General features: G+C 63.0%; 25 protein-coding genes. 13 read left to right on the top strand and 12 right to left on the bottom strand.

What is annotated here, in order from left to right; genetic code table 11:
* The first annotated feature begins 44 nt into the window (after positions 1–44).
* The 4 genes from APH28_RS05125 to APH28_RS05110 are packed head-to-tail and all read left to right on the top strand — an operon-like array spanning position 45 to position 1,663.
* Entirely contained in the window at positions 45–323 is a 279-nt protein-coding gene (locus APH28_RS05125; RefSeq protein ID WP_060507896.1) for a type II toxin-antitoxin system RelE/ParE family toxin, read from the top strand.
* 15 nt (positions 324–338) lie between these two features.
* Positions 339–626 carry a HigA family addiction module antitoxin gene (locus APH28_RS05120; RefSeq protein WP_060507895.1) on the top strand — a complete coding sequence of 96 codons (288 nt, stop codon included), beginning with the start codon at positions 339–341 and terminating at the stop codon, positions 624–626.
* A gap of 60 nt (positions 627–686) precedes the next feature.
* Positions 687–1,043: a VOC family protein gene (locus tag APH28_RS05115; protein WP_060507894.1), complete on the top strand. Its 357-nt coding sequence runs from the start codon at positions 687–689 to the stop codon at positions 1,041–1,043.
* Entirely contained in the window at positions 1,043–1,663 is a 621-nt protein-coding gene (locus APH28_RS05110; protein ID WP_060507948.1) for a TetR/AcrR family transcriptional regulator, read from the top strand. The genes APH28_RS05115 and APH28_RS05110 overlap by 1 nt, the downstream gene beginning before the upstream one ends.
* Positions 1,664–1,703: 40 nt before the next feature.
* Here the strand turns inward: APH28_RS05110 and preA are convergent, their stop codons facing one another.
* From preA to hydA, 3 genes are all read right to left on the bottom strand, one after another.
* A complete protein-coding gene (preA, locus tag APH28_RS05105) occupies positions 1,704–2,978 on the bottom strand; it encodes an NAD-dependent dihydropyrimidine dehydrogenase subunit PreA (RefSeq protein ID WP_060507893.1) in 1,275 nt (424 codons plus the stop codon).
* Positions 2,979–4,346, bottom strand: a complete 1,368-nt coding sequence (locus APH28_RS05100; RefSeq protein WP_060507892.1) for an NAD(P)-dependent oxidoreductase — start codon at positions 4,344–4,346, stop codon at positions 2,979–2,981.
* A 94-nt stretch (positions 4,347–4,440) separates the two neighbouring features.
* Complete coding sequence (gene hydA / locus APH28_RS05095; protein WP_060507891.1) at positions 4,441–5,880, bottom strand: dihydropyrimidinase; 1,440 nt, start codon at positions 5,878–5,880, stop codon at positions 4,441–4,443.
* A 619-nt stretch (positions 5,881–6,499) separates the two neighbouring features.
* Here hydA and APH28_RS05090 point away from each other — a divergent pair.
* Positions 6,500–7,999 (top strand): NCS1 family nucleobase:cation symporter-1, encoded by a 1,500-nt coding sequence (locus tag APH28_RS05090; protein WP_060507890.1) that lies wholly within the window; start codon positions 6,500–6,502, stop codon positions 7,997–7,999.
* Between the two features lie 11 nt (positions 8,000–8,010).
* Positions 8,011–9,294, top strand: coding sequence for a Zn-dependent hydrolase (locus APH28_RS05085; RefSeq protein WP_060507889.1), 1,284 nt, complete (start codon positions 8,011–8,013; stop codon positions 9,292–9,294).
* Between the two features lie 94 nt (positions 9,295–9,388).
* Here APH28_RS05085 and glpT read toward each other — a convergent pair whose 3' ends face one another.
* The 3 genes from glpT to APH28_RS05070 all read right to left on the bottom strand — a co-directional run bounded on the left by glpT (position 9,389) and on the right by APH28_RS05070 (position 12,443).
* Positions 9,389–10,741 (bottom strand): glycerol-3-phosphate transporter, encoded by a 1,353-nt coding sequence (gene glpT, locus APH28_RS05080; RefSeq protein ID WP_060507888.1) that lies wholly within the window; start codon positions 10,739–10,741, stop codon positions 9,389–9,391.
* Between the two features lie 118 nt (positions 10,742–10,859).
* Positions 10,860–11,819 (bottom strand): ribonuclease Z, encoded by a 960-nt coding sequence (locus tag APH28_RS05075; RefSeq protein WP_060507887.1) that lies wholly within the window; start codon positions 11,817–11,819, stop codon positions 10,860–10,862.
* A 60-nt stretch (positions 11,820–11,879) separates the two neighbouring features.
* Positions 11,880–12,443 (bottom strand): lipocalin family protein, encoded by a 564-nt coding sequence (locus APH28_RS05070; RefSeq protein WP_082432262.1) that lies wholly within the window; start codon positions 12,441–12,443, stop codon positions 11,880–11,882.
* Positions 12,444–12,655: 212 nt separating this feature from the next.
* On the opposite strand from APH28_RS05070, the gene APH28_RS05065 reads away from it, so the two are divergent.
* Together APH28_RS05065 and APH28_RS05060 are read left to right on the top strand one after the other, a co-directional pair.
* Positions 12,656–13,990 (top strand): DUF6861 domain-containing protein, encoded by a 1,335-nt coding sequence (locus APH28_RS05065; RefSeq protein ID WP_060507886.1) that lies wholly within the window; start codon positions 12,656–12,658, stop codon positions 13,988–13,990.
* Positions 13,991–14,004: 14 nt separating this feature from the next.
* On the top strand, positions 14,005–14,628 hold the full coding sequence (locus tag APH28_RS05060) for a GAD-like domain-containing protein (RefSeq protein WP_060507885.1): 624 nt from the start codon (positions 14,005–14,007) through the stop codon (positions 14,626–14,628).
* Between the two features lie 35 nt (positions 14,629–14,663).
* Here the strand turns inward: APH28_RS05060 and APH28_RS05055 are convergent, their stop codons facing one another.
* Complete coding sequence (locus APH28_RS05055; protein WP_060507884.1) at positions 14,664–15,299, bottom strand: dihydrofolate reductase family protein; 636 nt, start codon at positions 15,297–15,299, stop codon at positions 14,664–14,666.
* Positions 15,300–15,461: 162 nt separating this feature from the next.
* On the opposite strand from APH28_RS05055, the gene APH28_RS05050 reads away from it, so the two are divergent.
* Both APH28_RS05050 and nudC read left to right on the top strand, forming a co-directional pair.
* Positions 15,462–16,274, top strand: coding sequence for a crotonase/enoyl-CoA hydratase family protein (locus tag APH28_RS05050; RefSeq protein ID WP_060507883.1), 813 nt, complete (start codon positions 15,462–15,464; stop codon positions 16,272–16,274).
* A gap of 36 nt (positions 16,275–16,310) precedes the next feature.
* The gene (nudC, locus tag APH28_RS05045) at positions 16,311–17,141 is read left to right on the top strand and encodes an NAD(+) diphosphatase (RefSeq protein ID WP_060507882.1); all 831 of its coding nucleotides are present in this window, start codon (positions 16,311–16,313) and stop codon (positions 17,139–17,141) included.
* On the opposite strand, the gene APH28_RS05040 is transcribed toward nudC, so the two are convergent.
* The 5 genes from APH28_RS05040 to APH28_RS05020 form a co-directional block, all read right to left on the bottom strand.
* Complete coding sequence (locus APH28_RS05040; protein ID WP_060507881.1) at positions 17,109–17,888, bottom strand: TSUP family transporter; 780 nt, start codon at positions 17,886–17,888, stop codon at positions 17,109–17,111. The genes nudC and APH28_RS05040 overlap by 33 nt on opposite strands.
* Before the next feature lie 144 nt (positions 17,889–18,032).
* On the bottom strand, positions 18,033–18,863 hold the full coding sequence (locus tag APH28_RS05035; protein WP_060507880.1) for an alpha/beta fold hydrolase: 831 nt from the start codon (positions 18,861–18,863) through the stop codon (positions 18,033–18,035).
* Positions 18,864–18,996: 133 nt separating this feature from the next.
* Entirely contained in the window at positions 18,997–20,349 is a 1,353-nt protein-coding gene (locus tag APH28_RS05030) for a glutamine synthetase family protein (protein ID WP_060507879.1), read from the bottom strand.
* A 9-nt stretch (positions 20,350–20,358) separates the two neighbouring features.
* Entirely contained in the window at positions 20,359–20,910 is a 552-nt protein-coding gene (locus APH28_RS05025; protein WP_060507878.1) for a helix-turn-helix domain-containing protein, read from the bottom strand.
* Positions 20,903–22,192: an FAD-binding oxidoreductase gene (locus tag APH28_RS05020; protein WP_060507877.1), complete on the bottom strand. Its 1,290-nt coding sequence runs from the start codon at positions 22,190–22,192 to the stop codon at positions 20,903–20,905. The genes APH28_RS05025 and APH28_RS05020 overlap by 8 nt, the downstream gene beginning before the upstream one ends.
* A 130-nt stretch (positions 22,193–22,322) precedes the next feature.
* On the opposite strand from APH28_RS05020, the gene APH28_RS05015 reads away from it, so the two are divergent.
* The 3 genes from APH28_RS05015 (at position 22,323) to APH28_RS05005 (ending at position 25,510) form a co-directional block, all read left to right on the top strand.
* Positions 22,323–23,210 carry a LysR substrate-binding domain-containing protein gene (locus tag APH28_RS05015; protein WP_060507876.1) on the top strand — a complete coding sequence of 296 codons (888 nt, stop codon included), beginning with the start codon at positions 22,323–22,325 and terminating at the stop codon, positions 23,208–23,210.
* A gap of 93 nt (positions 23,211–23,303) precedes the next feature.
* Positions 23,304–24,413, top strand: a complete 1,110-nt coding sequence (aguA, locus tag APH28_RS05010; RefSeq protein ID WP_060507875.1) for an agmatine deiminase — start codon at positions 23,304–23,306, stop codon at positions 24,411–24,413.
* Positions 24,413–25,510, top strand: a complete 1,098-nt coding sequence (locus tag APH28_RS05005; protein ID WP_060507874.1) for an extracellular solute-binding protein — start codon at positions 24,413–24,415, stop codon at positions 25,508–25,510. The genes aguA and APH28_RS05005 overlap by 1 nt, the downstream gene beginning before the upstream one ends.
* Positions 25,511–25,549: the final 39 nt, after the last annotated feature.

The raw sequence follows: 25,549 nt of genomic DNA, 5'->3' as shown, positions 1-25,549 counted from the left end.
GGTCACACTCTGTCGGTCTCCCAAATGGACGCGGCGAGCTACCCATGATCATCAGTTTTCGACACAAGGGACTGCGATTCTTTTACGAAACGGGTAACACCCGGGGTATTCAGGCCACTCATGCAAAACGTCTCAAGCGACAGCTGCAATTTCTGGAGCGCGCCATCATCGCGCAGGATTTGAACCTGCCAGGTTGGCAATTGCATTCGCTCAAGGGTGGGCTGTCGGGCTTCTGGTCAGTGAGTGTTTCCGGTAACTGGAGGCTGATCTTTCGTTTCGTGGGCTCGGATGTCGAATTGGTCGATTACCTTGATTATCACTGAACAGGAGGGCTGTTCATGCCTTTGCACAATCCGCCACATCCCGGCGAAACCTTGCGTGAGGATGTATTACCAGCGCTCAGCCTGACGGTAAAGGCGTTCGCAACGCATCTGGGTTTTTCTCGAGAAGCGCTTTCGCGGGTACTGCATGGCCGTGCGGCCATGTCGCCAGACTTGGCGCTGCGCCTGGAAATGGCAGGTATCAGTACAGCTCGGATGTGGCTCGCCATCCAGGCCGACTATGACATCTGGCAGGCCCGCCATCGTCAGCAGCCCGTCATCGCCCGGTTATTTCAGGCGGCCTGATTCAGTTGGATGAAAGTACCGGAGTAGACTAGGTCAATCCCCATTCGGCAAGGAGCACGCATGAGCGTTCGTGGCCACGATCGGCAGATCGACAACATCGAGTTCAACGTCAGCGACATCGCACGGAGCAAGGCTTTCTACGGTAGTGTGTTCGGCTGGCGCTTCACCGACTACGGGCCCAGCTATACCGAGTTCAGCGATGGTCGCTTGACCGGCGGCTTCACCACTGGCGAAGCGGTGCGGCCGGGGGGGCCACTGGTGATTCTGTATGCCGACGACCTGGACGGCGCGCGACAGCGGGTCGAGGCGGCCGGGGCGAAAATCAGCCGCTCGACCTTCGCCTTCCCGGGTGGCCGTCGTTTCCACTTCATCGACCCGGACGGGTACGAACTGGCGGTGTGGACGGCCCAAGCCTGATGGCCAACCACAAAATCGAAATCCGCCGTCGCAATATCGAGAAGATCCTCGTCGCTGCCGAAAAGGTGTTTGCCGAAAAGGGCTATGGCGCCACTTCGATGGGTGACATCGCCGAGCAGGCCGAGCTGCCGCGCTCCAACCTGCACTATTACTTCAGCACCAAGGACGAACTGTTCCGTGCCGTGCTGCAAGACCTGCTGGATGTGTGGAAGCAGGACGCGCTGTGCTTCGAGAGCTTCGATGACCCGCGGGTGGTGCTGACCAGCTACATCCGCGCCAAGATGGGCCATTCGCGTTCACGGCCGCTGGGCTCGAAAATCTGGGCCGAGGAGATGCTGCACGGAGCGCCGGTGCTGGGGGTGAACCTGGCGGAGAGCCTGGTGCCCTGGGCAAAGCTCAAGGAGGACAAGATCCGCCGTTGGGTGGCGGACGGGCGTATCCTGCCGGTAGAGCCTTCGGCGCTGCTGTACATGATCTGGGCGTCGACACAGCACTATGCCGACTTTGGTTATCAGGTGGCGTTGCTGAACGCCGGCGAGCCACTGTCCGACAGGGCGTTCGAGCGTGCGGTGCAGACGGTGACCTGCGTGATCTTGCGCGGGATCGGGCTGGAGCCATGAGTGGATGGGGCTGCGCAGCAGCCCCAGCAATCTGCAGTCTTCAGCTGGCCTCACGGTAGGGATTGCGCGGATCCTGCGTCCAGTTCAGGTAAGGCTTGCCGGTATCCTGCGCGACCATTTCGATGCAGTTCTCCACCGGGCAGGTGATCTGGCACAGGTTGCAGCCCACGCATTCGTCCTCGATCACGCTATAGGCATGGGTCCCGTCAGCCTTCAGTGTGCTGGTAATCGCCTGGTGCGACGTATCCTCACAGGCAATATGGCAACGTCCGCAACCAATGCATGCGTCCTGGTCGATATGCGCCACGGACTTGTAGTTGATGTCCAGGTACTTCCAGTCAGTGGTGTGCGCCACGGCTTGCCCGCGGAACGCCTCCAGGTTGCGGTGGCCGTGCTGGTCCATCCAGCGCGCCAAGCCATCTTTCATATCTTCGACGATGCGGAAGCCATGCAGCATCGCCGCCGTGCATACCTGCACTGCACCGCTGCCCAGGGCGATGAACTCGGCTGCATCGCGCCAGTTGCCGATCCCGCCGATGCCGCAGATCGGCAGCCCGCGGGTCTCTGGGTCGCGGGCGATCTCGGCGACCATGTTCAAGGCGATCGGCTTGACCGCCGAGCCGCAGTAACCGCCGTGTGTACTCTGGTCGCCGACAATGGGGTGGGCGACCATGCGGTCCAGGTCGACACGGGTGATCGAGTTGATGGTATTGATCAGCGACACCGCATCCGCACCGCCGCGGTGGGCCGCCCGGGCCGACTGGCGAATGTCGGTGATGTTCGGCGTGAGCTTGACGATCACCGGCAGCGAGCAGTGCAGCTTGCACCAGCGGGTGACCATTTCCACATACTCCGGCACTTGGCCGACGGCCGCGCCCATGCCGCGCTCAGGCATGCCGTGGGGGCAGCCGAAGTTCAGCTCGATGCCATCGGCGCCGGTGGCCTCCACCAGCGGCAGGATGAATTTCCACGACTCCTCCACGCACGGCACCATCAGCGACACGACCAGCGCGCGGTCGGGCCAGTCCTTCTTCACTTGGGTGATTTCCCGCAGGTTGATCTCCAGTGAACGGTCGGTGATCAGCTCGATGTTGTTGATACCTTGCACCAAACGGTTGGCGCCGTAGTGCGCGGAATAACGTGAAGACACGTTGACCGCCGCCGGGTCTTCACCCAGGGTCTTCCAGACCACGCCGCCCCAGCCCGCTTCGAAGGCGCGGACCACGTTGTAGGCCTTGTCAGTCGGCGGCGCAGAAGCCAGCCAGAAGGGGTTGGGCGCCTTGATGCCGGCGAATTCGATGGACAGGTCGGCCATTTACGCTGCCTCCACGTTGAGCATGAGTTGGGCATGGATGGCTTCGGCGGCCAGCTTGCCGTGTTGCACGGCCTGGACGGTGAGGTCCTGGCCCAGGGCGGTGCAATCGCCGCCGGCGTACACGCCCGGCAGGCTGGTGCGCAGGTTGTCATCGACACGGATACGCTCGCCGTCACGCGCCAGTTGCGCAGCGACCGGGTCGTTGAGGCAAGCGTCGTCGAAGCGTTGGCCGATGGCCTTGAAGATGGCGTCGGCGGCCAGTTCGTAGGTTTCACCGGTATCACGCAGGCGGCCGTCGGCCAGTTCCGTACGCATGAAGCGCATGCCGCGCACGCGGCCGTGTGCATCGAGCAGCACGGCGTCGGGGCGGGCCCAGGTGTGCAGGCGTACCTGATTGGCCTTGGCGATGTCCTGTTCGTGACCGGTGGCGCCCATGTCGGCGTGGCCGCGGCGGTATACCAGGTTGACGTCGCGGGCGCCCAGGCGGCTCATTTGCACAGCCATGTCGATGGCGGTGTTGCCGGCGCCGATCACTATGCAGCGGTCGGCCAAGGGCAGTTGCGCAAGGTCTTCGGCTTGGCGCAGCTCGCGGATGTATGCAGTGGCAGCGAGCAGGCCGGGGGCTTCTTCGTCGGCCAGCCCGAGCTGGCGCACGGCGTTAAGGCCCAGGCCGAGGAACACGGCGTCGAACTGGTCGCGCAACTCGCCGAGGGCGAGGTTGGCGCCCAGGCGCTGGCCGTGACGGATCTCGATGCCACCGATACCGAGCAGGAATTCCACTTCGCGCTGGGCATAATCGTCCACCAGTTTGTAGCGGGCGATGCCGTACTCGTTGAGACCACCGGCTTTTTCGCTGGCTTCGAACATCACCACGTCATGGCCGTGCATCGCCAGCCGATGGGCACACGACAGCCCCGCAGGGCCGGCACCGACCACGGCGATGCGCTTGCCGGTGGCGGGTGAGCGCTTGAAGGGGTGTTCGCTGAAATGGGCATTGTCCAGGGCGTAGCGCTGCAACTGGCCGATCAGCACGGGGGCGCATTCCTGGGCGTTGTTACGCACGCAGGCTTGCTGGCAGAGGATTTCGGTGGGGCACACGCGGGCGCAGCTGCCGCCCAGGATATTGGCCGACAGGATGCGCTCGGCGGCGCCTTGCAGGTTCTCGTCGCTGATGCGGTGGATGAACGACGGAATGTCGATTTCGCTTGGGCAGGCGTTGACGCACGGGGCGTCGTAGCAATACAGGCAGCGGGCACTTTCGACGGCGGCCTGGCGGGCGGTGAGGGGCGGGGCCAGGTCGGTGAAGCGCTCGGCCAGTCGGTCGCTGCCGGCACGCGGGCGCGGCAAGTGGTTCAGGGCATCGATCACGGTTGTAGCCTCTCTTTTCTTTTTTGGTTGTGGCAGTCAACGGCAATACGGCGCCGCCCGGCCTCTGAGGGCCGGTACGGCAATGCGGGGCAGCTCAGCGCTGAACGGGTGTCGGGCGCTGTTGCTCGGCGCGTCGGCCCAGTACCTCGTACACCGAGGGGTAGGCGGGGCGCTCCACGTAACGACCGGCGCCAGGTTCGGCGCGCAGGTCGCCATCGGCCCAGAGCACCTTGCCCTGGCTGATGGTGTGGCTGGGGATGCCGCGTACCGTGCGGCCTTCGAAAATGTTGAAGTCGACCCGCTGGTGGTGGGTCTGGGCGGAAATGGTGCGCGTGCCCTGCGGGTCCCACAGCACCAAGTCGGCGTCGGCGCCGACGCGGATGGCGCCCTTGCGCGGGAACAGGTTGAAGATCTTCGCGGTGTTGGTCGAGGTCAGCGCGACGAACTCGTGCATCGACAGGCGCCCGCTGTTGACCCCGGCATCCCACAGCACCGCCATGCGGTCCTCGATGCCGGCGGTGCCGTTGGGGATGCGGCTGAAGTCGTTGCGGCCCATGGCTTTCTGCTCGGCGCAGAAGCAGCAGTGGTCGGTGGCGGTGGTGTGCAGGTTGCCCGATTGCAGGCCGCGCCACAGCGCTTCCTGGTGCTCGCGCGGGCGGAACGGCGGGCTCATCACGTAACCGGCGGCGGTCGCCCAGTCCGGGTTGCGATAGACGCTGTCGTCGATCAGCAGGTGCCCCGGCAGCACTTCGCCGTACACCGGCTGGCCTTTGGCCCGGGCGTAGGTGATTTCGTCCAGCGCTTCACGGCTGGAGATATGGACCACGTACAACGGCGTACCGATGGTCTCGGCAATGCGGATGGCGCGGCTGGCGGCTTCGCCTTCGACTTGCGAAGGGCGCGATAGCGGGTGCGCTTCTGGCCCGGTCAGGCCCTGGGCCAGCAGTTTCTTCTGCAGGTGGTAGACCAGCTCGCCGTTCTCGGCATGCACCGTAGGCACTGCGCCCAGTTGCAGGCAGCGCTCGAAGCTGGCCACCAGGGTGTCGTCGGCCGCCATGATGGCGTTCTTGTAAGCCATGAAGTGCTTGAAGCTGTTCACCCCATGTGTGTTGACCAGCTCGCCCATTTCTTCGGCGACCTGCTCGCTCCACCAGGTGATGGCGACATGGAAGCCATAGTCGGATGCGCTCTTCTGCGCCCAGCCACGCCAGGTGTGGAAGGCCTCCAGCAATGACTGCTGCGGGTTGGGGATGACGAAGTCGATGATCGAGGTGGTGCCACCGGCCAGCCCTGCGGCGGTGCCGCTGAAGAAGTCCTCGCTGGCGACGGTGCCCATGAAGGGCAGCTGCATGTGGGTATGCGGGTCGATGCCGCCGGGCATCAGGTACTGGCCGCTGCCATCGAGGATCTCGCAGTCGGTGGGGGCCTCGAGGTCTTTGTCGATGGCGCGGATCTGGCCATCGATACACAAAACATCGGCGGGATAATGCTCTTCATGGGTTACCACGGTGGCGCCACGGATCAACAGGGACATGCCGTCTTCCTCGCAGGCTGACCGGTCTGTGCCGGTTCTTGAAATTGTTATGTGTCAGTGGCTGAAAGCGGCGTGTTAATCCTGTCAGGCCTGACAAGATTGGAATTTAGATGCAGTTTCTGGATTGTTCAAGAAAATAATTTATATGCTTATGCTTCCACTAACTTGCTGATATTTAACAATTAATTTCTTGTGTCACCAAAATGGTGAGGCCTTTCACCATTTTGACGCACTTGACAAGATGCCAAATTGGTCAAGATTTTCCATGCAAAATCAGCTGCTTGATTCCTGGCTTCGAGGCGCAGGCCGCGCCGATGAAAAACCAGGCTGCACCAGTTTGAAACCTGTTGCGGGGGCCAAGGCCGGCCCAAGGTGGCGCAAGCGGCAGGCGAGGGGATAACCGTGCCCGCGCCTGCCGTACGAGAATGCTTTGCAGATCAGTTGATTACCTCCGGTCGGCGGCGGCCGGCCGGGTAGGCGCAAGCCAACCCGGCACGCATTTTGAGTACGGCCACAACCGCCAGGCCGGACCGGAGGAGCAGTACTGGTGGTGTGTGTACTCCGGCCATCGCGTTAGCCCGATGAGCAAACAACTAGAAAAAAATCTGGAGAAGGCCCCATGCAACAGAGCAGATCGGAAGTGATCGAGCAGGCTGGCCTGTTCGAGCTGTCCGCAGGCAGTGATGTTCTCGACAGCCCGCGCTACAACCACGACATCGCACCGACCAAGGTGCACCAGCGCACCTGGAACAAATGGCACATCACCGCGCTGTGGGTGGGGATGTCCATCTGCGTGCCCACCTACACCCTCGGCGGCGTGCTCACGGCCTACTTCGGCCTGAGCGTGGGCGAGGCGTTGCTGGCGATCCTGCTGGCCAACCTCATCGTGCTGATCCCGCTGACCCTCAACGCCTTCCCCGGCACCAAGTACGGCATCCCGTTTCCGGTGCTGCTGCGCGCCTCGTTCGGCATTCTCGGCTCGAATGTGCCGTGCCTGATCCGCGCGGTGGTGGCCTGTGGCTGGTTCGGTATCCAGACGATGTTCGGCGGCCTGGCCATCCACCTGTTCCTCGGCTCGATCTTCGACGGCTGGAAGTCGCTGGGCGGGACCGGCGAGGTGATCGGTTTCATGGTGTTCTGGACGCTCAACCTGTGGGTGGTGCTGCGCGGTGCCGAGTCGATCAAGTGGCTGGAGACCTTGTCGGCCCCGTTGCTGGTGGCGGTCGGCTTCGGCCTGCTGTTCTGGGCATTACCGCATATGTCGATGACCGAGTTGCTGGCACAGCCGCCCAAGCGCCCGGAAGGAGCCAGCGTGGTCGGTTACTTCTGTGCCGGGCTCACCGCCATGGTCGGCTTCTGGGCCACCTTGTCGCTGAACATTCCCGATTTCAGCCGCTACGCCAAGAGCCAGAAGGACCAGATTCTCGGGCAGATCTTCGGCCTGCCGTTGACCATGTTCCTGTTCGCCTCGCTGGGCGTGATCATGACGGCAGCGTCCGCCTCGCTGGTGGGCGAGACGGTGTCCGACCCGGTCAGCCTGATCGGCAAGATCCACAGCCCCGGCTGGGTCGCACTGGCCATGGCGCTGATCGTGATCGCCACGTTGTCGACCAACACGGCCGCCAACATCGTCTCGCCGACCAACGACTTCCAGAACATCGCCCCGCGCCTGATCGGGCGCAGCCGCGCGGTGTGGCTGACCGGCTTCATTGGCCTGGCACTGATGGGGCACGAGCTGCTGAAAAAGCTTGGCTGGATCGTTTCCGACCTGAGCCTGGAGAGTGTCTATTCCAACTGGCTGCTGGGTTATTCCAGCCTGCTTGGGCCGATCGCCGGGATCATGGTGGTGGACTACTTCCTGATCCGCCGCCAGCAACTGGACCTGGCCGGCCTGTACCGCGATGACGTGTACCCGGCGTGGAACCTGGCCGGTTTTGCCGCCTTCGCCTTGCCGGTGGCACTGACCGTGCTGGCCATCGGCAACAGCAGCTTCAGCTGGTTCTACGACTATGGCTGGTTCACCGGGTCGCTGCTGGGCGGGGCGCTGTACTACGCCTTGGGTGGCCTGGCGGTGCGCGGGCCGGCGATCGCGCCAATACAAACCAATAAAAATGCCTGAGGAGAAACACCATGAGCCAATCCCAGCATGTTTTGAAATCCACCGAGCGCCACGTCGACAGCACACGCCTGTGGCAATCGCTGATGGACCTTGCCCGCCTCGGCGCCACGCCCAAGGGCGGCGTGTGCCGGCTGGCACTGACCGACCTGGATCGCCAGGCGCGCGACTTGTTCGTCCAATGGACCGAGGCCGCCGGCTGCACCGTCAGCATCGATGCGGTGGGCAACATCTTCGCCCGCCGCCCGGGGCGTAACCCCAAGCTGCCACCGGTGATGACCGGCAGCCATATCGACACCCAGCCCACCGGCGGCAAGTTCGATGGCTGTTTCGGCGTGATGGCCGGGCTGGAGGTGCTGCGCACCCTCAATGACCTGGGCATCGAGACCGAGGCACCGCTGGAAGTGGTGGTGTGGACCAACGAAGAAGGCTCGCGCTTCGCCCCCTGCATGATGGGTTCCGGTGTGTTTGCCGGCAAATTCACCCTGGAAGAGACCCTGGCCAAGCGTGACGCCCAGGGCGTGTCGGTCGGCGAGGCGCTGCACGCCATCGGCTATGCCGGCCAGCGCGCGGTGCTCGGCCATCCGGTCGGCGCTTACTTCGAAGCACATATCGAACAGGGGCCGATCCTCGAGGACCAGGCCAAGACCATCGGCGTAGTCCTCGGCGCCTTGGGGCAGAAGTGGTTCGACCTGACCCTGCGTGGCGTCGAAGCCCACGCCGGGCCGACGCCGATGCACCTGCGCAAAGACGCCCTGGTGGGCGCCGCAGCCGTGGTCGAAGCGGTCAACCGCACCGCCCACGCGCATCAGCCACACGCCTGCGGCACGGTCGGTTGCCTGCAAGCCTACCCCGGTTCGCGCAACGTGATCCCGGGCGAGGTACGCATGACGCTGGACTTCCGCCACCTGGAAGGCGAGCAGTTGGATGCGATGATCGCCGACGTACGCACGGTGATCGAGGCGACCTGTGCCAAGCATGGCCTGAGCCATGAGTTGGTGCCCACGGCGGACTTCCCGGCTTTGTACTTCGACCGCGGTTGCGTCGATGCCGTACGCCAGTCGGCTGAGGCACTGGGCCTGCCGCACATGGACATCGTGAGCGGGGCAGGGCATGACGCGATCTTCCTCGCCGAGCTGGGGCCGGCGGGGATGATCTTCGTGCCTTGCGAGAATGGCATCAGCCACAACGAGATCGAGAACGCCACGCCGCAAGACCTGGCGGCGGGTTGTGCCGTGTTGCTGCGGGCCATGCTGGCAGCTTCGGAGGCGATTGCCAGCGGGCGGTTGGCGGCATAGGCCTGTACCGGCCTCATCGCCGCCAAGCCGGCTCCACACAGGGCTCGCGCAGCCGTTGAAGGTTGCGCGGCCCTGTGTGGGCCAGTCGCTCAGGTCAGGCCAAGGCCTCGCGGCTGCTGCTGGCCACCTTGGTGTGACGCAAGGTCGGCAGCAGGAAAGCGATCGCCAGCAGACACGCGGCCACCAGCATCACAAAACCACCGTCCCAGCCGAAGTGGTCGACGGTGTAGCCCATCGCCGCACTCGCAGCGACCGAGCCACCCAGGTAACCGAACAGCCCGGTGAAGCCGGCTGCGGTGCCTGCCGCTTTCTTCGGTGCCAGCTCCAGTGCCTGCAGGCCCACCAGCATGACCGGCCCATAGATCAGGAAGCCGATGGAGAACAATGCGACCATGTCGATGGTCGGGTTGCCCGGCGGGTTGAGCCAGTACACCAGGGTCGCCACGGTCACCAGTGCCATGAACACGATGCCGGTCAGGCCGCGGTTGCCGCGGAAGATTTTGTCCGACATCCAGCCGCACAGCAGGGTGCCGGGGATGCCTGCCCATTCATAGAAGAAGTACGCCCACGAAGTGGTGTCGACGCTGAAGTGCTTGGCTTCTTTCAGGTAGGTGGGTGCCCAGTCCAGTACGCCATAGCGCAGCAGGTAGACGAACACGTTGGCCAGGGCGATGTACCACAGCATCTTGTTGCGCAGTACGTACTGCACGAAGATCTGCTTGGCGGAAAACTCCTGCTCATGGCTTTCGTCGTAGCCTTCCGGGTAGTCGTTCCTGTACTGCTCGACCGGTGGCAGGCCGACCGATTGCGGGGTGTCGCGCATGGCCGCAAAGGCGAACACCGCCACCAGCACGGCCACCGCCGCAGGTACATAAAATGCCGCGTGCCAGTCGTTGGTCCAGCCCAGGCCAAGCAGGAACAGCGGGCCAATCAGGCCGCCACCGACGTTGTGCGCCACGTTCCACACCGACACCACGCCACCGCGCTCTTTCTGCGACCACCAGTGCACCATGGTCCTTCCGCTCGGCGGCCAGCCCATACCTTGGGCCCAGCCGTTGATGAACAGCAGCACGAACATGATGGTCACGCTGGAGGTGGCCCAATGCGCGAATCCGAACACGAACATCACCGCCGCCGAGATCAGCAGGCCGAATGGCAGGAAGAAGCGCGGGTTGGAGCGGTCCGAGACCAGGCCCATCAGGAACTTGGACAGGCCGTAGGCAATCGCGATGGCCGAGATGGCCAGGCCCAATTGGCCTCGGGTATAGCCCTGTTCTTCAATAAGATAGGGCATGGCCAAGGAGAAGTTCTTGCGCAGCAGGTAGTAGCCAGCGTAGCCGAAGAAGATCCCGGCGAAGATCTGCCAGCGTAGCCGGCGGTAGGTGCTGTCTATGCGCTCGTCGGGCAGTTGCGCCCGATGCGCGGCAGGGCGGAAGAAAGCGAACATGCGAAGCTCCAGCATTGTTATAGGTATGCGAAAGCGAATATTACATTTTCATTACGGAAAAAATAACGCTTTCATTGGCTGGATTTGTTGAATTTCGAAGAAGATGAAGGGGCTTCAATCAGGTAACCGGGGCCAGGCATCCATCACGCCCGATATGGTAGCGCTGTAGATCCCGCGCCAAGGTCAAATGCCCGCGGTAATGGGCCAATGCCTCATCACGCACATCATCAATGCACGGACTGCGTCTCGGATCCCCCTGATACCGCGCACTGAAATGCGTCAACACCAGATTGCGCACCCCCGCCGCTTCAGCGAACTGCGCCACCGCCGCCGCCGTGCTGTGGCCGAACGTATTGCCACTGCGCTCGACGATGGCCTGGGTATAGGTCGCCTCGTGCACCAGCACATCCACGTCCCTGGCGGCCTCGGCGAGCAGTGCCGGGTTGTCGTTATCGCCACAGACAATCACCCGCCGTGCTGGTCGCGACGCTTTCAGGTAGTCACGCGGGTCAAGCCGCTGCCCGTCATGCTCGACCACCAGCCCCTTGGCCAAGTCACCCCACAGCGGCCCACGCGCAATGCCTTCTGCCTCCAGCCGCTGAATGTCCAGGCGGGGTTCGGGGTTCAACTCGGTGAACACGAAGCCAACGCTCGGCACCCGGTGCGAGAGCTGCACGGTACTGACCTGGATGTGATCGCTGCGCCACTGTTCCAGGCGCTCGACCGGCAGCAGCCGTAGTTCGAACGGCAGGTAGGTTTCGCTGGCCGCCAGGCTCAGGCGCACCCAGTCATGCAGCGCGGCCGGCAGGACCAAGTCCAGTGGTTCGATGCGCCCGGCCATCCCGGCACTGGCCAGCAACCCCGGCAGGCCGAAGCAATGGTCGCCATGCACATGGGTGATGAAGATGCCGCGCAGGTCGCGTACCGAGAGCGAACTGTGCAGCAGCTGGTGCTGGGTGCCTTCGCCACAATCGACCAGGTACCAGTGCTTGCCGCTGGCTTCGATGACGGCGGTGGCGCTGACGTTGCGGGCTTTGGTGGGCACCCCCGAGGAGGTGCCCAGGAACTGCAGGTCCAATGTTTCGCTCCGTGCGTGGGGGAGCTACACCTTAGACGGAATGCAGCAAGGCGTCGATGCTCAGGGCACGGCAGGGGCGTCCTGACGCCAGATCAGCTTGCTGGTGTCATAGCCCTGCTTCTGGGCAGTTGCTATCAGCTGGTCACGGGTCTGGTCGGTGATTGCTGGCGTACGAGACAGCAGCCACAGGTATTCGCGGTTGGGGTGGCCGACCAGCGCTACGCGGTAGTCCTTGTCGTGGTACAGCACCCAGTATTCGCCCTTGGTCAGCCCCGGCGCCAGGCGGCTGAACCAGTTGTCGAAGCGTACCCAGAGCTTGTCGGTCTTGCCGGGCACCTGGGCTTCGGCAATACCGCGGGCTTCGTTCAATGTGCCGTCCTTTTCCTTGCAGCGGTTGGTCACGTCGATGCGGCCATCCTCGCGCAGGCCGTAATGGGCCTCGGACTGCACGCAGTTGCGCTGGAAGAACATCGGCAGGCGTGCAAGCTCGTACCAGGTGCCCTGGTAGCGCTGCAGGTCGACCTGTTCAGTGGATGGCGGGGTGTGGTGATCGTCGTTGGAACCGACGCAGCCCATCAGGGCCAGGGTCATGCAGGAAAGCATCAGGGCCGTGCGCATCGCCATGGCAAATCTCCTGTCAGCGAGTGTGGAGCTTACCTCTGGTTCGATGCGGGCGGGGCGTAAAAGTTGTATTGAGGATGCATGGCGTAAGCATCGAGTGCTTTTGTCAGCTCAGAGCGAAAGTGAAAGAGAACTTTCCTACAACTGACTCAGAATTTTCCCAAGCAAATCCATGATGGGATTTCCCCCTGCACACGCTGTCAGGGAGACACCTCATGTATCTGGATTACCTGGTGCCCTCGTGGCTCCAGATCGAATCACGTATCACCGATCAGATGGGCTATCAGGGAGGCGCCCATTTCCGTACCTACCTGAACGAACCGGTCGCCTCACTGGCCCTCAACCTGCGTCGGGTGAGGGCTGTCCAGGCGGCCTTCAACCACGCCGAGTGGCAAGCCGGCAGCATGCTGCGCCAGCGCTTTGCCGAGCTGGAAATCGCCAGCATCCTTGACGAACTGCTCAAGGTGGTCAGGGAAATGGCGATGATCGTCGTCGGCAGTACTCTCACCGGTGGCGCGCTTGGCGCCGGGGTTGGCGCGTTTGGCGCTGGCGCGGGAGCTATTCCTTTGGCCGGCGCTGGCGCAGCGATGGGCCTCAAGGTCAGCGGCTGGATACTTGGCGTGCTGGGGCTTGCCTCAATTGCCGAGTTTTTTCTCGAGGGCCTGCCTCGCATTGGTGAGTATTACCTCGACGGCATACGTATCGCTTGGGAGGGAACAAGGGACGAAGGTATCAACCCGTTCGGAGCGGACGATCCGAACGCCATTTTCAGAGCTGCCCATCATATCGCTCTAGGTCATGTAGAGGTCGTGGTCTTGCTGCTGGGCGCGATCGTCACGTACCTCACCCGCGGGCGCGGCGATGCTCGGGTGCTGGCGCAGGAGATGGCGGCCAGCAGCAAAGGTGCACGGCTGGGGCAATGGATGCTCAAGCATGAAGAGGGGTTGAAGAAACGGCCGGACTTGCAGGTGCCGGAGCGGCGCAACGTGGGGCTGGGTGATCCGCACCCGGATCAAAGGAATCAGCCGAAGCAGGATCCGCCTGTGCGACAGCCCGGCAGAATGGCATTGCATAATGTCGAATGCTTCAAGGCTGACAAAGTGCCGGAATACAAAGTGGGTGAATTCAAGCGGCAGTTGGGTGGACAAGAGGATGGGCTCAACGGGATGACCGTTGAAAGATTTTTGCAGTACATACAAAATCCCAGGCAACGAAACAAAGGTATTGCAGCGAAAGCAAGGAAAGATTATCAGGACTCCATTCAAGATGAATTCGAGAGTGAGCTAAGAAAAACAATGGGCCCATTTGAAGCGCAAGCGGCAGCCATCGAAAAGACGAGAAATCACATGATGGTCACAGCTGCGCTGCACAATCCGGACCTCGTGGCGGGTGGCAAAGATGTCATATCCGACTTCGGAGATCGTCAAGTAAACTCGATAATCGGTCCACAATGGAAGAAAAAGATACCCAGTCTGAGGAGGGCAGCCGAAGCAGTGCCGCCAAGCCTTAGAGGCTCAATAAGAATGCATGTAAAATTAAATAAGTGCTGATTCAAGGACTCGTAATGGATGAATTTTTTGCTAGATTTATAGAAAACTTTGGGCCGCCAATAGAACGGCGAGAAGTCCCCCTATCTACAATAGAACGTTACAGAAACAAGCTTCCCTCCACGCTTTTGGCGTATTGGTCTGAACACGGGTGGGCAGGTTATGGCGAAGGCATTTTCTGGCTTGTCAATCCGCAAGAGTATGATGCCGTCGTTTCTTGCTGGATTCAAAATAGCAGGTTGAGTGCGCATGATGCTTATCATTTGATTGCGCGAAGTGCTTTTGGGGATCTTTACTTCTGGGGCGAACGGTCTGGTTTTTCGTTAAAAATTACAAGTGTAAGCTCTCAGTATGTTTTCTATAAAACTGAATTAACAAAAGTGCAGCTTGAAAATGAGCTTCGAGGCTTCATAATATCTAGAAAAGTGGATTCAAATGACTTCAATGACCTCTTCGCGCCTGCCGTGGCGAAACTCGGAAGACTCAAACATGATGAAATGTACGGTTTTTTCCCCGCTCTCATGTTAGGTGGCTCTGACCGCCTGGAGCACCTCAAGAAGGTTAGCGCCGTCGAGCATCTGATCTTTCTTGCACAGCTGACAGACCTTGAGCCCTACGCCTTCTCCAGCCAGCCAGATTGAAGAGGTTACTCGGCGTGCTGGTGTACTCGCCAGCCTTAATCGCTTTGCTCTAGCACGTCGAATGAGCCGGTCTGTACTTCGCCAACGCGCACATAGCGAGCAATGATCACGCCATTGGGCGTCTCCTGTGAATGCTGCAGGCTGAACGCCCCAGGTGCGGCATCGTTGCCGAACAGGCGTTTGCCATGGCCCAGCAACACCGGGTGAATCAGCAACTGCAGCTCATCGACCAAGCCGGCAGCCAACAGTTGTTGCACCAAGTTGGCACTGCCCTGGGTCAGCAGATCGGCGCCGTCCTGCTGCTTGAGGGCACGCACCGCCGCAACAACATCCGCGCCCAGTGCATGGCTGTTATGCCATTCGAGGCTGTCGGGCTTATGGGTGGCGACGTGCTTGGCCACGCTATTGAACAGGTTGGCGATGGCGAAATCCTCGGTATCGTCCTTCACCTTGGGCCAATAGCCGGCAAAGATATCGTAGGTGCGCCTTCCCAGCAGCAATTCGAACGGCTGGCTGAACAGCGCCTGCATGGCCTGGCCGAACACTTCTTCGGCATGGGGCACGAGCCAACCGCCAAAGGTGAAACCGCCGCTGGTGTCTTCCTGTGGCCCTCCGGGGGCCTGCATGACGCCGTCGAGGCTGACGAAGGCGGCTACGATGAGTTTGCGCATGGTGGCTCTCCTGAAAGGCCTGCCGGGTTTGATGATTCACCTATGGTCGAACGGCACGCGGCCATTTCGACAAGGCATGCAGTCCCGTTTTTGGCACAAGCACGGTCACTCGCCTGGGTTACCATCCACGCCGTGAAGCCTATCCCCACAGGAGTGCCGCCCGTGACCGAATACACCGCGTTCAAGGTCGAACTGACCGACAACATCGCCCATGTACAGATCAATCGCCCGGAAAAGATCAACGCGATGAACGCGGCTTTCTGGGCGGAAATCGTCGATATCTTCCAGTGGATCGACGACACCGAGGCCGTCCGCGCGGTGGTGATCAGCGGTGCTGGCAAGCATTTTTCCGCCGGCATCGACCTGATGATGCTGGCGTCGCTGGCCGGGCAGATGGGCAAGGATATCGGCCGCAATGCCCGCTTCCTGCGCAAGACCATTCAGCGCCTGCAGGCGTCGTTCAATGCCGTGGACAACTGCCGCAAACCGGTGCTGGCGGCGGTGCAGGGTTACTGCATCGGCGGTGCCATCGACCTGATCTCCGCCTGTGACATGCGCTACTGCAGCCGGGATGCGCAGTTCTCGATCAAGGAAATCGATATGGGCATGGCTGCCGATGTCGGCACCTTGCAACGTTTGCCACGTATCATCGGCGACGGCATCATGCGTGAGCTGGCCTTCACCGGGCGCAATGTGGAAGCTGACGAGGCGCTGCGCATCGGCCTGGTCAACCAGGTCTATGATGATCAGGCCGCGCTGCTCGACGCGGTCTTTGCCATTGCCCGCGAGATTGCCGCAAAATCGCCAATCGCCGTGGCTGGCACCAAGGAGATGCTCAGCTACATGCGTGACCATCGCATCGACGATGGCCTGGATTACATTGCCACCTGGAACGCCGCGATGCTGCAGTCCGAAGACCTGCGCGTGGCCGTGGCGGCGCACATGAGCAAACAGAAACCGACGTTCGCCGACTGACCGGGCCGGGGGACGCGCAGTAAAGGAACCCCCCACATGTCAGCTCGCTGGACTACCGCAGTACTCGACCCACAGCTCACCGGGGGGCTGGCCGTGGCCCGCAGCCCGGAAGGGTTCCTGGTGGACGCCAACGGCGCGCTGTTCCCCCGCGACTGGCTCAAGCGCCAGGACCTCGACGTGCTCTGCGAACACGGCATCGGCCACTTCGACGGCGAGCCAGTGTTCCTGCTCGAGCTGCGCAGCGCGACCGAGGTGCCGGGCTGCAGCTGGCGTGGCCTGCGTGCGTTCATGCTGGAAGGTGACTTCGACACCTACAAGGTGCTCGGCTATGCCGCGCAGATCGGCACCTGGGCCCGCGAGCACCGCTTCTGCGGCAGCTGCGGCCAGGCGATGACGCAGATCCGCTGGGAGCGGGCGATGTATTGCCAGCCCTGCGACCTGCGCAGCTACCCGCGCATTTCGCCAAGCATGATCGTGCTGGTGACCCGTGGCGACGAGATTCTGCTGGCCCGTTCGCCACGCTTCGTCACCGGTGTGTACAGCACCCTGGCCGGTTTTGCCGAGCCGGGCGAGTCCGCCGAGGACTGCCTGGTGCGCGAGGTGCGCGAAGAGGTGGCGGTGGACGTGCAGAACATCCAGTACGTCGGCAGCCAGTGCTGGCCATTCCCGCACTCGATGATGCTGGGCTTCCATGCCGAATATGCCGGGGGCGAGATCGTCATGCAGCCGGACGAGATCGAGGATGCCAAGTGGTTCAGCGTCCATGACCTGCCCCCACTGCCGGCCGGGCGCTCCATCGCCCGCTATCTGATCGACCTTTATGTGGCGCGGCGGTTAGGCTTGCCCGAACCAGTGCTGCCACGCTAAACGAACGGTCAACGCCAGCACCACGGTGATGAAGACGGGGCGGATGAACTTGCTGCCGCCACTGATCGCCGTGCGTGCGCCGAAGAAGGCGCCGACCATCACCGACAGGCCCATGCACAGGCCGACGATGTAATCCACCTGCCCGGAAATAATGAACACCGTCAGCGCCGCGATGTTGCTGACGAAGTTCATGCTGCGCGCCACGCCGCTGGCGCGGACCAGGTCGATGGGGTAGAGCAGCAGTGTGCTCACGGTCCAGAACGCACCGGTGCCGGGGCCAGCCACACCGTCGTAGAAGCCCAGGGTAAAGCCTTGGGGAAATTGCCATTTTTTCTTGATCGGCGCATCGGCATCCAGCGGTGCCTTGGGCGTGCCGCCGAACAGCAGGTAGATGCCACAGGCGAAGACGATTACCGGCAGCATCTTGTTCAGCCACTCGGCCGGCATGTAGTGGGCCACTACCGCACCGATCGAGGCGCCGACCAGCGTCGCGAGCAGGGCCGGGCGCCATTGTGCCGGGTGGAACAGCTTGCGCTTGTAGTAGGTGAAGCCGGCAGTGGCCGAGCCGAATGTCGAACTGAGCTTGTTGGTGCCGAGCACCAGGTGCGGTGGCATGCCGGCGGTGAGCAGCGCCGGGGTGGTCAGCAAGCCACCGCCGCCGGCGATGGCATCGATGAAACCGGCGACGAAGGCGACCAGGGCGAGGATCAGCAGGGTGAGCGGGTCTACGGTAAGTTCGAAAGGCATGGGTGTCTGGCAGGCAGGAGGCAGGGCATGCGGCAAAAGGCCGCGCTAGGAGGGGGACATGGTAGTCCTGGGCGCAAACGGTTGCCAGTACCGGCCTCTGTGGGAGCGGGCTTGCCCGCGAAGAGGCCGGTACAGCAAACCCCATCAGTTCTGGATGAACGCCAGCAGATCCGCATTGATCACATCGGCATGGGTAGTCGGCATGCCGTGCGGGTAGCCTTTGTAAGTCTTCAGGGTGCCATTGGGCAGCAACTTGGCCGACAGCGGCCCGGAATTTTCATAGGGCACGATCTGGTCATCATCGCCATGCATCACCAGCACCGGCTGTTTGATGCCCTTCAGGTCCTCGGTGAAATCGGTCTGCGAGAACGCCACGATGCCGTCGTAATGCGCCTTGGCGCTACCGATCATGCCCTGGCGCCACCAGTTGCCGATGATGCCTTCCGACGCTTGCACCCCTGGGCGGTTATAGCCGTAGAACGGCCCGCTCGGCACATCACGGTAGAACTGCGCGCGGTTGTTGGCGACCTGGGCCTGGAAGTTGTCGAACACCGACTTGGGCAGGCCGCCGGGGTTGCCAGGCGTCTGTACCATCAGCGGTGGCACGGCGGCGATCAGCACCGCCTTGGCCACCGGGTCCCCAGGGTGCCGCGCCATGTAGCGCACCACTTCGCCGCCACCGGTGGAGTGGCCCACATGCACCGCGCCCTGGGTGCCGAGGTGCGCGACTACGGCTGCCACATCGTCGGCGTAGTGGTCCATGTCGTGGCCGTCCCACACCTGGCTGGAGCGCCCGTGACCGCGGCGGTCGTGGGCGACCACGCGAAAGCCCTTGGCGAGGAAGAACAGCATCTGCGCGTCCCAGTCGTCAGCGCTGAGCGGCCAGCCGTGGTGGAAGTGGATGACCGGCGCATCGCGCGGGCCCCAGTCCTTGTAGAAGATCTGAACGCCATCCTTCGTGGTTACGTAGCTCATGTCGTGTGTCCTCAGTGCAGGAACCGAAGTGAGCTATTGAGAATAGGAGGGATTTCACACTGCATTGAAAAATGTATTGGCAGTACCGGCCTCTTCGCGGCGGTTCGACGCCGCGAAGAATCCAGCACCGATGTCACATGAACCAGCGGTATTCCCGCGCACTGACTTCCTGCATGAATGCCAGATGGTCCTGGCGCTTGTTCTCGCAATACACCATCACGAATTCCTCTCCCAACCCCTCGTTCACCGCCGGGTGGTTGCGCATCGCCGCGACCGCGCCGAGCATGTCCTTGGGAAAGTCGATACCGCTGCTGCGATCGTCATTCAGCGGTGCAATCGGTTCCTGCCCGGCATCCAGCCCATGCTCCATGCCACACAGGATCGCCGCCAGCACCAGGTACGGGTTGGCATCTGCCCCCGCCAGCCGGTGCTCGATACGCAGGTTGCGCGCATCCGACTCGGGAATGCGGATGCACGCATCGCGGTCCTCGAAGCCCCAGCTGGCGCGGCTGGCGGCGTTGACCATGGCGCCATAGCGGCGGAACGCATTGTGGTTGGCGGCGAAGATCGGCATGCAGTGCGGCAACAGTGCCAGGCAGCCGGCCACGGCATGGCGCAGCGGGCGTTGCTGATCGGCTGCCAGCAGGTTGTTGCCAGCCTGGTCGTACAAGCTCACATGCACGTGCATGCCACTGCCCGGTGCTTGCAGGTAGGGTTTGCTCATGAACGAGGCGCGGTGGCCGTGCTTGAGCGCCACCCCCCGGGTGCTGCGGCAGAACAGGGCGGCCCAGTCGGCGGCCTGCAGGCCGTCATCGCAGTGGCCGAAGTTGATCTCGAACTGGCCGGGGCCCAGTTCGGCGGTGATGACGTTGGCATCGATCCCTTGGGCATTGGCCGTCTTGACCATGTCGTGCAGCACTTCGCTAAAGCGCGACAGCCGTTCGATGTGCATGTTGGGTTGGTCGTCCGGGTCATCGCTGAGCGGGTCGCGGGGAAATTGCGGTAGGCCCTGCTTGAGCGACCGGTCGAACAGGTAGAACTCCAGCTCGAATGCCACCACCGGGCGAATGCCGCGTCGTTGGAGGCGCTGCAGCACACGGGCAAGAACCTCGCGGGGTTCGAACTCGATCGGCGCGCCAGTGCCGTCCGAGCTGATCAGCATCTGCCCCAGCGGCTCGCGTTCCCAGGTCACCGGCTTGAGCGTGCCGGGGATCAGGCGGCGGATGGCATCCGGGTCGCCATCGTTGAAGCAGTAATCGCCAATCGGGAACAGCCCACCTTGCACGCCCAGCAGCACGCAGTTCTGCGGCAGTTTAAGCGGGCTCCCGGCGGCGACTTTTTCCAGCATGTCGATGGGGTAGCGCTTGCCATAGAAGTGCCCGGGGATATCCAGGCTCAGCAGGTCGACATGGCTGACGTCGGGGTATTGGGCACGGAATGCGCGGACTTCGCTGAGCAGATCGGGAAAGCCTGTTGTTGTGGTCATGCTGTGCTCTCATCGGAATACCCAGAGGACGCGGGTCGTCTGGTCGGTCAGGTTGGCGTAGCGAAAGTGGCGGTTGGGCGGCAACTGGAAGCTGTCGTTGGGGGCGAGGGTCACGGCGTGCTCGTCGTCGGCGAGCCAGAGGGTCAGTTCACCTTCAAGGACGAAACCGCCTTGCTCGGAACTGTCGTCCAGATGCCCCTCGCCGCTGCTGGCGCCGGGTGCGAGGTGGCTCTCGAGCATGGCGAAACGGCCGTTGAGCGTGGGCGAGACCAGCACATCGCTGATGCCCCCTGCGTAGTAGATCGTGCGCCGCTCGCCGGGGCGGGTGACCCAATCCAGGGCGGGTAGCTGGCTGGCCTGGTAAAAGTAGGTGGTCGGCACCTGCAAGGCTTCGCTGATGGCCGTGAGGTCGGCCACGGTCGGCTGCGACAGGCCGCGCTCGACCTGGGACAGAAAGCCCAGCGAGCGTTTGACCTTGCCCGCCAAGTCATCGAGGGTGAGCCCGCGGTGCTTGCGCAGGTCGCGGATCAGCAGGGCCAGGCCTTGGGCGTCTTCAGACATGGTCGCGCATCCTGTACCAGGCCTTGGCCGCCGCTTCCAGCGGTGCGGCCAGCAGGTCACCGCCGGGGAAGCGGCCGTTGTCGATGCCTTGGTACAAGGCCAGCAGGTCGTCGTTGCCGAGGATGGCATCGCTCACCGCACGCGCCGCGGCCAGGGTCGGCAGCACGCCATGGCCGGAGAAGCCTTGCAACCAGTAACGCTGGCCCGCGCGGCCGACGTCCGGAGTGCGCTGGATGCTGCAGTCGATGTGGCCGCCCCAAGCATAGTCGATGGCGACCCCGGCCAGTTGCGGGAACACCCGCTCCAGGTAGGGGCGGGTGGCGCTGGCGACGTCCTTGGGGATACCGCCCAGGTAGGTGCAGCCGCCGCCAAACAGCAGGCGGTGGTCGGGGGTGAGGCGGAAGTAGTCGGGCACGAACTGGTTGTCGATCACGCAGCTGTTGCGCGGCAGCAGGGAGCGGGCGAACTCGGCTTCCAGCGGCGCGGTGGCTACCTGGTACGAGCCGACCGGCAGCAGCCGGCGCGACAGGCCGCGGTCGAGGCGGTCGATGTAGGCGTTGCAGGCCAGAACCAGCACCTCGCAGCGTATCTCGCCCTGCTCGGTGCGGGCCACGTAGCCGTTGGCACTCGGCTGATAATCCAGCACCTGGCTCTGTTCGAAGATGCGCCCGCCATGGGCTTCGATGGTGGCGGCCAGGCCCTGGGCCAGTTTCAGCGGGTTGAGGTGCGCGCCCCTGGCGTCGTACAGCGCGGCCTGGTAACGCGGGCTGTCGATCCATTGCGGCAACTCGTCGCGGCCGATCAGGCGCAGGGCGTCGTAGCCCCATTTATGTTCGGCATCGTGCAGGGCTTCTTCGAGCATCTTTATCCTCCGAGGCAGCACCGCCGTCCATAGGCTGCCGAGCCGGTAGTCGATGTCGAAGCCATGGCGCAGGGGCAGCTCGCGCATCTCGTCGGCGGCCCAGGACATGCTGTCCCACAGGCGGCGGGTGCGTTCCACACCCAAGGCCTTTTCCAATGGCGGCATGTCGCACGACCAGCCCAGCAGTGCCTGGCCGCCGTTGCGCCCGGAGGCGGCCCAGGCGACCCGGCTGGCTTCCAGCAGGGTCACGCGCTTGCCGGCCAGGGTCAGGCGCAGGGCAGTGTGAAGGCCACTGAAGCCGGCGCCGATAATCAGCACATCGGTGTCGTGCGGGCCTTGCAAAGTAGGGCGCAGGGGGATGCTGGCGGGGTAGGTCTGGGCGTAGTAGCTGGCGACGTGTTGGGCGGATTGCTTGAACATGCCTGGGCCTCGTGAAATTTATTGTGGTTATTTTCATGAAAATTTAGCAGGGATTTTTCATGACGCCAGGCCGTTCGTCTTTCTGAATGGGTTGTATATGATCGGCAGGCCGCTCTGACAGGAAAAACCGATGCGCCGCCTGCCGTCTCTCACCGCCCTGCGCACCTTCGAATGCGCTGCCCGCCATGGCCACTTCGGCCGCGCCGCTGCTGAGTTGTGCGTCACCGACAGCGCGGTCAGCCACCAGATTCGCCAGCTTGAGGAGCAGCTCGGTGTCGCCCTGTTCGAGCGCGCGGGCCGCCAGGTACGCCCCAGTGCCGAAGCCGAACGCCTGCTGCATCACCTGCAACAGGCCTTCGAGTTGATCGGCAAAGCCTGCGACGAGCTGCGCGACCCGGCCTCGCAGGCGGTGCTGCGGGTGGCGGTGACGGCGGAGCTGGCGCAGAAGTGGCTGGTCACGCGCCTGGCCGATTTCAGCAGCCGTTATCCGCACATCACCCTGCACCTGCACGACCAGCCAATCGATGCCGGCGCCCCGGCGCTGGACGTCGACCTGGCCATCACCTACGGCACCAGCGCCCTGGACGCCAGCACCCACTTCGTTCGGCCGCTGCCGCTGTTGCAGTTTTTCCCCGTGTGCAGCCCCGGCCTGTTCAACCAGGGCGGCCTCAAGCGCCCGCGTGACTTGGTGCGCCACTGCCTGTTGCACGATGACCAGGATGGCCGCACCTGGACCACTTGGCTGGCCACCCACGCCGAGGACGCCTTGCCCACCCGCCAGCTGTACTTCCCCCATGCCGCGCTGGCGCTAGAGGCCGCATTGCTGGGGCAGGGCGTGGCCATGGGCGACAACCTGACCTGCCAGGCCGACCTGCAGAGTGGCCGGCTGGTGCGCCCGTTCAGTGCCAGCGTCACGGCCCAGGGGCAGTACGCGCTGGTGTGTGAGCGGCTGCGCTTGGAGCGCGCGCCGGTGGCCGACTTTATTGAATGGTTCATCGAACAGCTGGGCGATAGCTGAATTGAATTCAGCTATCGCTGAGTTTTCATCGTTGGATCCCGCAGGCGAGGCGACGTAGCGTGCAACCATCACTCACCGACACGAGGTTGACCCATGGCACGTTCGCTCACCACCACCCCCAAGGCCGATGGTTTCCGCCTGCCCGGCGAATTCGAGCGCAAGGCCGGTTGCTGGCTCGGCTGGCCAGAGCGCCCGGATGTCTGGCGCAATGGCGCCAAGCCTGCGCAGAAAGTCTGGGTCGAGATCGTCACGGCGATCGCCTCCAGTGAGCCGGTCACGGTCTGCGCCTCGGCTGCCCAGTACGCCAACGCCCGGCGCCTGTTGCCCGCGCAGGTGCGCGTGGTGGAAATGACCTGCAATGACACTTGGTTCCGTGACAGCGGTGCCTGCTTCGTGGTCAACGATAAGAGTGGCGAAGTGCGCGGCGTCGACTTCGAGTTCAACGCCTATGGCGGCCTCGATGGCGGCCTCTATTACCCGTGGGACAAGGACGACCAGATCGCCCAGAAGATCCTCGAGATCGAAGGCCTGGACCGCTACCGCGCGCCGCTGATCGCCGAGCTTGGCGGTATTCAGAGTGACGGCCAGGGCAGCTTGCTGACCACTGAGCAATGCCTGCTCAACCGCAACCGCAATGCTCATCTGGGCAAGGCCGAGGTGACCCGGCGCCTGGAAGACTACCTGGGTGCCGAGCAGGTGATCTGGCTGCCGCGTGGCTGCAAGTTCGACGAAACCGATGGCCACGTCGACGATTTGGCTTGCTTCGTGCGCCCCGGCGAAGTGGTCCTGCAATGGACCGACAACCGTGACGATCCGCAGTGGGAAATCTACCAGGAGGTCTACGACATCCTGCGCAGCACCCGTGATGCCCGTGGGCGTGAACTCAAGGTGCACAAGCTGCCCCAACCTGACGTACTGCAATGGACGGCCGAAGAGGCTGCGGGGCTGGACCAGGTCGAAGGCACTCACCTGCGCGAGGCCGGTACCCAGATCTGTGCTTCGTACATCAACTATTACGCCGGCAACTCGGCCATCGTCGTGCCGCTGTTCGGTGACCGCAACGACGCCATTGCCCAGGCGACCCTGGCGGAGCTGTTCCCTGAGCACCGCATCATCGGCATCGAAAACTCCCGCGAGATCCTGCTCGGTGGCGGTAATGTCGCCTGTATCACCATGCCGCAGTATGCCGGGGGCCGCCGCTGATGAAGCTGAGCGCACTCACCTTTGCGCTTGCCCTGGGCTGCGCCGCCTCGGCGGCCCAGGCTGCCGACGCACAACAGCCGACCGTCAACCTTTACATTTGGGGCGAGTACCTTGCACCCGATACCTTGACTCAGTTCGAGAAGGAAACCGGCATCCGCGTGGTCGCCGACCACTTTGACTCGCTGGAAACCGCCGAGACAAAGCTGTTGACCGGTGGCAGTGGCTACGATGTGGTGCTCACAGCCGGCCAGCACCTGAGCCGTGCCATTGCCAGCGGTGCCCTGCAACCGCTGGACAAAGCCCAGCTGCCACACCTGGCTGGGGTGGGTGAGGAGTTCCGCCAGCACATGGCCTTGTTCGACCCGGGTAACCGTTATGCCGGGACTTATGCCTGGGGCACCACCGGGGTGGGTTTCCAGCAGCAGGCTGTGACGGCGCGCATGGGCGATGCGCCGCTGGACAGCTGGGCGATGCTGTTCGACCCGCAGGTGGTGGCGAAATTCGCCGACTGCGGGGTGAGCCTGCTCAACGATCCCAACGAGGTGTTCGCTGCGGTGATGCGCTACATGGGCCTGGACATCAATCAGCAGCGCCTTGAGGACCTGAAGGCTGCAGAAGTGCAGTTGCGCAAAATCCGGCCGTACATTCGCTATTTCGACAATGACCGCAACATCAACGACCTGGCCAATGGTGAGACTTGCGTGGCGATGTCGTGGAACGGCAACGTGGCCATCGCCGAGGGTCAGGCGCAGCAGGCGGGCAAGGCGTTTGCGCTGGACTACAGCATTCCGAAGGAGGGCACGTTGATTTGGCTGGATGCGCTGGTGGTGCCCAAGGACGCGCCGCACCGGGATGCGGCGTGGAAGCTGGTGGATTATCTGATGCGGCCAGATGTGATCGCGCCGATCACCGACACCATCCATTACGCCAACGCGATCACGGCGGCGGATGGGCTGGTGGATGCGCGCATCCGCAATGCGCCGGGGACCTACCCGCCGGCTGAAGTGCGGGCGCGGTTGTATGGCAAGAATGACAATGGCAAAGCCTTCAACCGCGAGCTGACCCGGGCATTCAGCCGGCTCAAGAGTGGGACCTAGATTTTCGGTGGCTGTGCCGGCCTCTTCGCGGCTAAAGCC

The organism is Pseudomonas sp. NBRC 111124, assembly GCF_001320245.1.
Classification (GTDB): domain Bacteria; phylum Pseudomonadota; class Gammaproteobacteria; order Pseudomonadales; family Pseudomonadaceae; genus Aquipseudomonas.
Note: the sequence above shows the minus strand (reverse complement) of the source record. Positions and strands in the feature narration are given on the sequence as shown.